Source organism: Bradyrhizobium sacchari (assembly GCF_002068095.1).
Taxonomy (GTDB): Bacteria; Pseudomonadota; Alphaproteobacteria; order Rhizobiales; family Xanthobacteraceae; genus Bradyrhizobium; species Bradyrhizobium sacchari.
Genome location: NZ_LWIG01000014.1, coordinates 191,805 through 199,380 on the forward strand (window position 1 = coordinate 191,805; position 7,576 = coordinate 199,380).

General features: G+C 64.3%; 5 protein-coding genes and 1 pseudogene. 1 reads left to right on the forward strand and 5 read right to left on the reverse strand.

The annotated features are described in order from the left end of the window. Positions 1-2: 2 nt before the first annotated feature. The 3 genes from A5906_RS19720 to A5906_RS19735 form a co-directional block, all read right to left on the reverse strand. Entirely contained in the window at positions 3-1,550 is a 1,548-nt protein-coding gene (locus A5906_RS19720; protein WP_080137026.1) for an ABC transporter substrate-binding protein, read from the reverse strand. 399 nt (positions 1,551-1,949) lie between these two features. Next, complete coding sequence (parC, locus tag A5906_RS19730; protein ID WP_080137028.1) at positions 1,950-4,208, reverse strand: DNA topoisomerase IV subunit A; 2,259 nt, start codon at positions 4,206-4,208, stop codon at positions 1,950-1,952. A 205-nt stretch (positions 4,209-4,413) separates the two neighbouring features. Then, on the reverse strand, positions 4,414-5,415 hold the full coding sequence (locus tag A5906_RS19735; RefSeq protein WP_080137029.1) for a formylglycine-generating enzyme family protein: 1,002 nt from the start codon (positions 5,413-5,415) through the stop codon (positions 4,414-4,416). 498 nt (positions 5,416-5,913) lie between these two features. Here A5906_RS19735 and A5906_RS19740 point away from each other — a divergent pair, with 498 nt between their 5' ends. Further along, the gene (locus tag A5906_RS19740; RefSeq protein ID WP_080137030.1) at positions 5,914-6,921 is read left to right on the forward strand and encodes a helix-turn-helix domain-containing protein; all 1,008 of its coding nucleotides are present in this window, start codon (positions 5,914-5,916) and stop codon (positions 6,919-6,921) included. A 91-nt stretch (positions 6,922-7,012) separates the two neighbouring features. On the opposite strand, the gene A5906_RS19745 is transcribed toward A5906_RS19740, so the two are convergent. Together A5906_RS19745 and A5906_RS44715 are read right to left on the reverse strand one after the other, a co-directional pair. Further along, complete coding sequence (locus tag A5906_RS19745; RefSeq protein WP_080137031.1) at positions 7,013-7,282, reverse strand: hypothetical protein; 270 nt, start codon at positions 7,280-7,282, stop codon at positions 7,013-7,015. Positions 7,283-7,381: 99 nt separating this feature from the next. Continuing rightward, positions 7,382-7,576, reverse strand: a pseudogene (locus A5906_RS44715) (DNA repair protein RecO); the annotation flags it as partial.

Genomic DNA, 7,576 nt, shown 5'->3' on the forward strand with positions numbered 1-7,576 from the left:
CGTTACTTCTCAACGTTCCAGAACACGGGGATGGCTGACGGTATCAGACCCCGTAAAGTCGCGCGATAGGCCGCCGGCTGCGCGAACTGGCCCCACGGGATCGCAGGCGCCTGATCGTACATCACACTCTGTATCTCGCCCGCGATCTTCTTGCGGTCCTCCTCGGCCGGCGCCTTGGCGAAGGCTTCCAGCAGAGGGGTGATGCGCGCATCGCATTGCCAGCCGGTGAAGTCGGCACAGTTGAAGGCGACCATGACGTTGGTCAGCGGCGAGCCGAGGTCGAAGCCGCCGGCGTGAACGCCATAGACGCTCCAGCCCTCCTTCTTGGCGCGGCGCGCCAGCACGCTCGCCCAGTCCATCACCTGAAGATCGACGTTGAAACCCGCAGCCTTCAGCCGCTCGGCCAGCACCTGTGCCGAGAGGCGCGGGGCTTCGAGATCGTTGGCCTCCATGACGACGACCGGTTCGCCGGCATATTTGGTCGCCTTCAGCGCAGCCTTCGCCGCTTCGATCGACGGCTTTGCGGCAGCCTCGGTGCCGGCCTTGCTCTCATAGGTGGTGCCGCAGGTGAAATAGGTCGCGCAGGGCGTGGCGTATTTGGCGTCCAGGCCGAGCGCATCCAGCACCTCGCGCTGGTCGACCAGCTTCCACAGCACGCGGCGGATCTCGGGATCATCGAACGGCTTCGATGCGGCGTTGAGGCGATAGGCGCCCGCGAACATGTTGCCGCCAGTGAAATTGACAAGTTTTACGCGTGAGTTCTTCTCCAGCTGCGGCAACAGATCGAACGGCGCATATTGCATGAAATCGACTTCGCCGGCTTGGAGCGCGGACGCCGCGGTCGCGCCATCGGGAATGACGCGGATCTCCAGCGTATCGACGTTGACGCGCTTGCCGCCCGCGAGGAAGTCGGCGGGCTCGGAACGCGGCACATAGTCGATGAATTTCTTCAGGATCATGCGGTCACCGGTGCGGTGATCGGCCTTGCTGTAGACGAACGGCCCGGAGCCGATGATCTCGGTGATGCGCTGGTCGCCGGGCGTTTTCGCGATCCGCTCCGGCATCATGAAAGCGACGGGGCTGACGGGATTGCCGAGCGCGTCGATGACGAGCCCGGACGGCTCCTTCAGCGTCAGCACGAAGGACTTGGCGTCGGTCGGCTCGAGCGAGGCCGTGATCGCAAAGATGCGGCGGCCGAGCGCGCTGCGGGTGCCCCACCGGCGGAGCGATGCCACGCAGTCGGCCGCCGTGACCGGCTGGCCGTCATGCCACTTCAGACCGTCGCGCAACGTGAAACTGTAGGTCAGGCCATCAGCCGAGACTTTCCAGTCCTGGACCATTTGCGGCTTGATGTCGCCCTTGGCATCCTTCGCGAACAGCGTGTCGAACACCATGTAGCCGAACGTGCGCGAAATATAGGCTGTGGAGAAATGCGGATCGAGCGTGACGATCTCCGCCTCGAGCACAGCGACCAGATTGCCTGCCGCATGCGCTGGCGCCGCCAGCGCGAGCCCGAACAGCGCCGGAATGAAAGCCTTCAATTTGAACATTGGGGGTTATTTGCCTTTTGACCAGCCGTTTGCAGTCGCCAGGAAAAAGCAATGTTCGTGCCCGCACGACGGTGCAACGTATGCGCTCGTGGCTATCTGCCACGCGCTGGCGGGATACGGGATGCAGATGGGAGAAGCGAAGCTGCTACTCCCGTCATTGCGAGCGCAGCGAAGCAATCCAGAGTCTTTCCGCGGTGGGATTCTGGATTGCTTCGCTGCGCTCGCAATGACGTGGGGAGATAGGTGCGCGCCCACACTCTCGTGTCCCGGACGCGGCGCAGCGCGGAGCGGTGCGCTGCTGAGCCGGGGCCCATGTCGCCGAGCACTCCGTGCGACGTGGGTCCCTGCTCTGCGCAGCAACGCGAAGGGCGTTGCAGCGCGTCCGGGACACAAACGCCCCTACCCGATCACCTTGCCGAACTTGTTCGACTTCGGGAAACCCTTCGGCGGCAGGCGGCCGGCGTCGGCGCGGGTGCCTTGCCACTCCGCGAGCTCCTTCATGGTCGCGGAGAATTCGCGCCCCGCCGAGTCCTTCCAAGTCAGGCCGGCCTTGGCGTCGAACACGGCGACATCCGAAAGGCCGCCATCCTTGTACTTCTGCAGGCGCACGCCGCGGCCGCGGGCCATTTCCGGCACCTGGTCGAGCGGGAAGACCAGCATCTTGCGGTTCTCGCCGATGACCGCGACGGTGTCGCCGAGCACCTCGGTGATCGCGCGCGCCTCGTTCGGCATGTCGACGTTGAGGACCTGCTTGCCCTTCTTGGTGGTGCCGACGCAATCGTCCTCGTTGACGACGAAGCCCTGGCCCTCGTGGCTCGCGACCAGGAACTTGCGCCCGCCCTTGTTGACGAACAGCGCGACGGGCGCCGCCTCCTGCTCGAGGTCGATGAACAGGCGGATCGGCTCGCCGTGACCGCGGCCGCCCGGCAGCTTTGCGACGTCGAGCGAGTAGAACTTGCCGTTGGTGGCAAACAGCAGCAGCTTCGAGGTCGTCTCGGCGAAGAAGGCGAAGCCGAGCTTGTCGTCCTGCTTGAAGGCGAGGCCCGAGAGATCCTCGACATGCCCTTTCATGGTGCGGATCCAGCCCTTGTCGGAGACGACGACGGTCACCGGCTCACGCTCGACGAAAGCCTCCTCGATCGCGGCGAGGTCGTGCTCGGGCGCGTCGGCGAAGGTGGTGCGGCGCTTGCCGAGCGGCGTCTTCGGTCCAAACATGTCGCGGACCTTGCCGACCTGCTCGCCGACCTTCTTCCATTGCTCGGCCTCCGAGGCGAGCACCGCGTTGATGTCCTTGAGCTCGGCGCGGAGGTTCTTGTCCTCGGTGCGGATCTCCATTTCCTCGAGCTTGCGCAAGGAGCGCAGGCGCATGTTGAGGATGGCTTCCGCCTGCACCTCGGTGAGCTTGAACGCCTTCATCAGCTCGGGCTTGGGCTCATCCTCGGTGCGGATGATCTTGATCACCTTGTCGATGTTCAGATAGGCGATCAGGAAACCGCCGAGAATCTCGAGGCGGTGCTCGATCTGGCCCTTGCGATGATTGCTGCGGCGGATCAGGACGTCGCGCAGATGGTCCAGCCATTCGCGCAGGGCTTCGGCAAGGCCGACCACCTTGGGAACGCGGCCCTTGATCAGAACGTTCAGGTTCAGCGGAATCTTGTTCTCGAGCTCGGTCAGCCGGAACAGCGATTCCATCATCAGGGCGGGATCGACGTTCTTCGACTTCGGCTCGATGACGATGCGGACGTCTTCGGCCGACTCGTCCCTGATGTCGCCGACCAGCGGCAGCTTCTTCTGGTCAAGCAGCTCTGCGACCCTCTCGATCAGGCGCGACTTCTGCACCAGGAAGGGAATCTCGGTGACGACGACGACCCAGGTGCCGCGTGCGCCCTCTTCCTGCTCCCAGCGGGCGCGCACGCGGAACGAGCCGCGGCCCGTGGTGTAGGCTTCAGCGATGGCCTGCTTGGAATCGACGCAGATGCCGCCGGTCGGGAAATCCGGGCCCTTGACCCACTTGAGCAGCGCCTTGGATTTCGCGTCGGGCTTCTCGATCAGATGCAGCGCCGCATCGCAGAGCTCGGCGGCATTGTGCGGCGGGATCGAGGTCGCCATTCCGACCGCGATGCCTTGCGCGCCGTTGGCGAGCAGGTTCGGAAAGCCGCCGGGCAGCACGACCGGCTCTTTCGATTGGCCGTCGTAATTGGCGCGGAATTCGACGCCGTCCTCGTCGATGCCTTCGAGGAGAAGCCGCGCGACGTCGGTCATGCGCGCTTCGGTGTAGCGGTAGGCGGCCGGATTATCGCCGTCGATGTTGCCGAAATTGCCCTGGCCGTCGACCAGCGGATAGCGCGAGGAGAAATCCTGCGCGAGGCGCACCATGGCGTCGTAGATCGCCTGGTCGCCGTGCGGATGGAACGAGCCCATCACGTCGCCGACGATCTTGGCGGACTTCTTGAACGCCGTGCCGGGATCGAGCCTGAGCAGGCGCATGCCGTAGAGGATGCGCCGGTGCACCGGTTTCAGGCCGTCACGCGCATCCGGCAGCGCGCGGTGCATGATGGTGGACAGCGCATAGGCGAGATAGCGCTCTTCCAGCGCTTCCCGCAGCGGAACCTCATGGATTTCGGCCGGCTCTTCCGGCGGAACAATTCGTTTGCCCATTAGGCCTTTACTTTCAAAGACTTCCGGTCGGGCCTCGGGCAATTTCCCAAAAACCCGGCCAATTCTCCCCGGCTGGGGCGCGATTCGGGCGGATATATAGCAGGCTGGGCAGCGACATGCGCCCCCTGGCCTGCGTCATGGCCTCGGCGTGACTTATCCACAGGGCTTGTTGCCGGACGAGAGTTTGGCGGCGTTCGAGGATGGTTCAAGCAGCAGGCGCCAGCGATCGACCAAGCGGTGATCGCAGCACGCACCTGAATCCGACATGGCAGGTCGAGGTATCGATCGGCTCGGCGTGCCGCGCGGCGGGGCGATACCGGCGGCAATAGTTCGGCGCGCAGAGATGCGAGCCGCCCTTCAGCACCTTTCGCGGAATCCTGATGTCCGGCAGGCGCGGGTCGTAGCTGGCCTCCTCGCGGCCGCCGCGGGGATTGTTGGGAATGCAGCACGGCTTCGCCACGTCAGCCTGATGCCGCGACGACCACCAATCCGAGGTCCACTCCCAGACATTGCCGATCATGTCGTGGAGGCCGTAGCCGTTCGGCGGAAAGGCCATGACCGGCGAGGTACGCTCGAACCCATCCTCGCCGAGGTTCTGGACAGGAAAGTTTCCCTGCCAGATGTTGGCCATGTGCCTGCCGCCCGGCATCAGCGCATCACCCCAGGCGAACTCCTCGCCGTCGAGGCCACCGCGCGCGGCGAATTCCCACTCCGCTTCCGTCGGCAGGTCTTTGCCCGCCCAGCGCGCATAGGCCATCGCGTCATTGTAGGAGACGTGGACGACCGGGTGGTCGTCCAGTCCTTTGATATCGCTGCCGGGGCCATAGGGGTGGCGCCAATTTGCGCCGCGCATGAAGGTCCACCACTGACTCCAATCGGCAAGATCCGTGATGCGCGGCAGCGGCGAGAACACCAGCGAGCCCGCATAGATCATCTCTCTGAGCGCGCCCGGATAATCCTTGGGATCAGGGACGAGCTGCGCCTCCGTCACATGTCCAGTGGCGCTGACGAACTGTTCAAACTGTCGGTTGGTCACCGGGGTGCGGTCGATCCAGAAGCCGTCGAGGCCGACACGATGGCTCGGCGCTTCCTCGGGATAGTGGTGGTCGGATCCCATACGGAAGGTGCCGCCGGGAATGTAGACCATCTCGCCGGTCTTTACGTCATCCGGCAACCACTCGCAGTGATCCAGATCGGCCCGCAGCATGGTGGAAGCTCCAATACGCGTAGCCCACAGGCGCTAAGATGCGGACTTCGGCAGCCGCCGATGACGGCAGATGGCACGGCGCATTGTCTGGTCCCCTCCTCCTGGCGCTGAGGGCCGGAGATGCCGATCGCGAGTTGCGTCAACATCTCTCCCATTCTTGCGTGCCCATCTTCCGAGCACGAAGCAGCACACTGCCCCTTCAGCGCCGCGATCCGCAGCGCGCTTTCGACTCATATCTCTTAGGTTGCAAATGCTATCCGAAGATCAGGCGCGTGTGATGTGCAGATTGTGCCAGTAGCCGCGGCCACGGCTGGGATCGAGCGATGCAGCGTCTCAGATCCACTCAATTCCCAGCCTCATCGCCGAATTTATCGCGTCGAATTCGACGATCATTCGTCTTAAAACGCGAACTCAATTCACGGCACCTCCTCGCGTTGTAGTGGTATTTCGTTTGTCGTCCGCCGCACAAATGTCGCGCTTCAAGACAAGTGTACAACCATGGTGCAGTCTCTTCTGGTTGATTCGCGGAAGCTCGACGGTTTCGAGGGTCTCCACCAGGCCGTGCACGGCTCTCACGTCGACGTCATGCAGCTCGGACGCGGGCGGCTACGCGGGACGCTGTCCCATATCGGCATCGGCGATTTCTCGTTCAGCATCGGCACCTTCAACATCGGAATGCGTACGCAGCGCATTTCCAGCGACGACAAACTCATCATCGGGATGCTGCTGGCGGCCGAGCGGCGCGTTGCCCATTGGTCCTTCGACATGCAGCTCAACGACGTGCTCGTGATTCCGCCGCTGCTCGAGCATGACGGCGTGTTTCACGGCGCATCCGCATACGCCGCCATGCGCTTCGATCTCGATCAGGTGTCTTCGCTGTTCGGCGGAGAGGCCCGTCTCAGCGATCCCGACACATGGCGCAGGCGCGGTCACTTCCGCGCGGATCTCGCGACCGGCGCAATGGCCTCGCGTCGCCTGGTCCGCATCATGTCCCATCTGGGCGCCCACAGGGACGGCCTGACGCCGGCGACGGCCGATTTCTGGAAACGATCGATCGTCGAATGCATGGCTGCCAACGTCGTGTCGTCGCTGCCGCCCGATGACACCGGCCGACTCCCCTCGGCAAGGCGGCTGATCCGCAGGGTCGAGGAATATCTCGACCAAGCCGGCACGCGCCCGGTGCATGTTTCGGAAATATGCGCCGCGTTCACGGTGTCCCGACGCACTCTGCATCGCGCCTTTCAAGAGGTGTTCGGGCTCGGCCCGGTCACCTTCCTGCGCCACAAGCGCCTGTGCACCATTCACTCCATCTTGCGAGAGAGCAGGCCGGGTTCGACCACCGTGGCGGCGGTCGCGATGCAGCAGGGCTTCTACGAGCTCGGGCGCTTCTCGCAATATTATTCGATGATGTTCGGGGAGCGTCCCTCACAAACCCTGGGCGTCACATCATTCCCTCTCTTGGACGATGGACGCGCCCAAGCCGACTCCGTCCTCTCCGAGAGATGAAGCGACGAGCGGGACTGGCGACGTTGTTCCGTGCCGCCCGGTCCACCCATGGCGACAATCAGCAAGGATCAACCGGTTCCTTGCCGGCTGTTTACTGCCCGGCCCAACCGGCGGTCACTGTCTCGGTCTTTGCCGGCGCCGGGTTGTTGATCAGGCAGCGGCGGGCCGTCTCGATCTCGGCCTCCGTCGCGCCGTGGGCGCGCGCCCATGTCTCTGCGGCCGCAGCGGAGTACTTCGCCACGTAATACCGCACGACCGTGCATGAGGCGCGACGGAACAGGCCGGGCTGCGGCTCGCCAGCCATTGCGTCCGGCGCAAAAGCAAACAGCGCCGCCGAGAGCGCAAATCCTCTGAACAACATTTGGGCTGTCCCCGGTGTGGAACCCAGCCCCGAACTCCACCCGGCCGGTTTCGTTCCGGGGAACTCCATGCCTTCCGGCAGGGCAGACGCGCGGCTTCCTCATGGGCCCGAAATCGCCGCCCTCGCCTGCTGCCGTATCAGCGCATTGATGAAGCCGGCCCGCGCATCGGAATGGCCCTGCCCGCGCGGCTCCAGCACGTGGCGCAGCAGGAACAGGCCGGTCAGCCGGAACCCATCCTGGAGATCCTGGTCGGTGAGCTCGCTGGCGGTTTCGCCATGCCGCAGGAACGGCGG

Coding starts and splice junctions, on each gene's coding strand:
- A5906_RS19735 (WP_080137029.1), bottom strand. CDS start 5,415: ATGCTGCGGGCCGATCTGGATCACTGCGAGTGGTTGCCGGATGACGTA.
- A5906_RS19720 (WP_080137026.1), bottom strand. CDS start 1,550: ATGTTCAAATTGAAGGCTTTCATTCCGGCGCTGTTCGGGCTCGCGCTG.
- parC (WP_080137028.1), bottom strand. CDS start 4,208: ATGGGCAAACGAATTGTTCCGCCGGAAGAGCCGGCCGAAATCCATGAG.
- A5906_RS19740 (WP_080137030.1), top strand. CDS start 5,914: ATGGTGCAGTCTCTTCTGGTTGATTCGCGGAAGCTCGACGGTTTCGAG.
- A5906_RS19745 (WP_080137031.1), bottom strand. CDS start 7,282: ATGTTGTTCAGAGGATTTGCGCTCTCGGCGGCGCTGTTTGCTTTTGCG.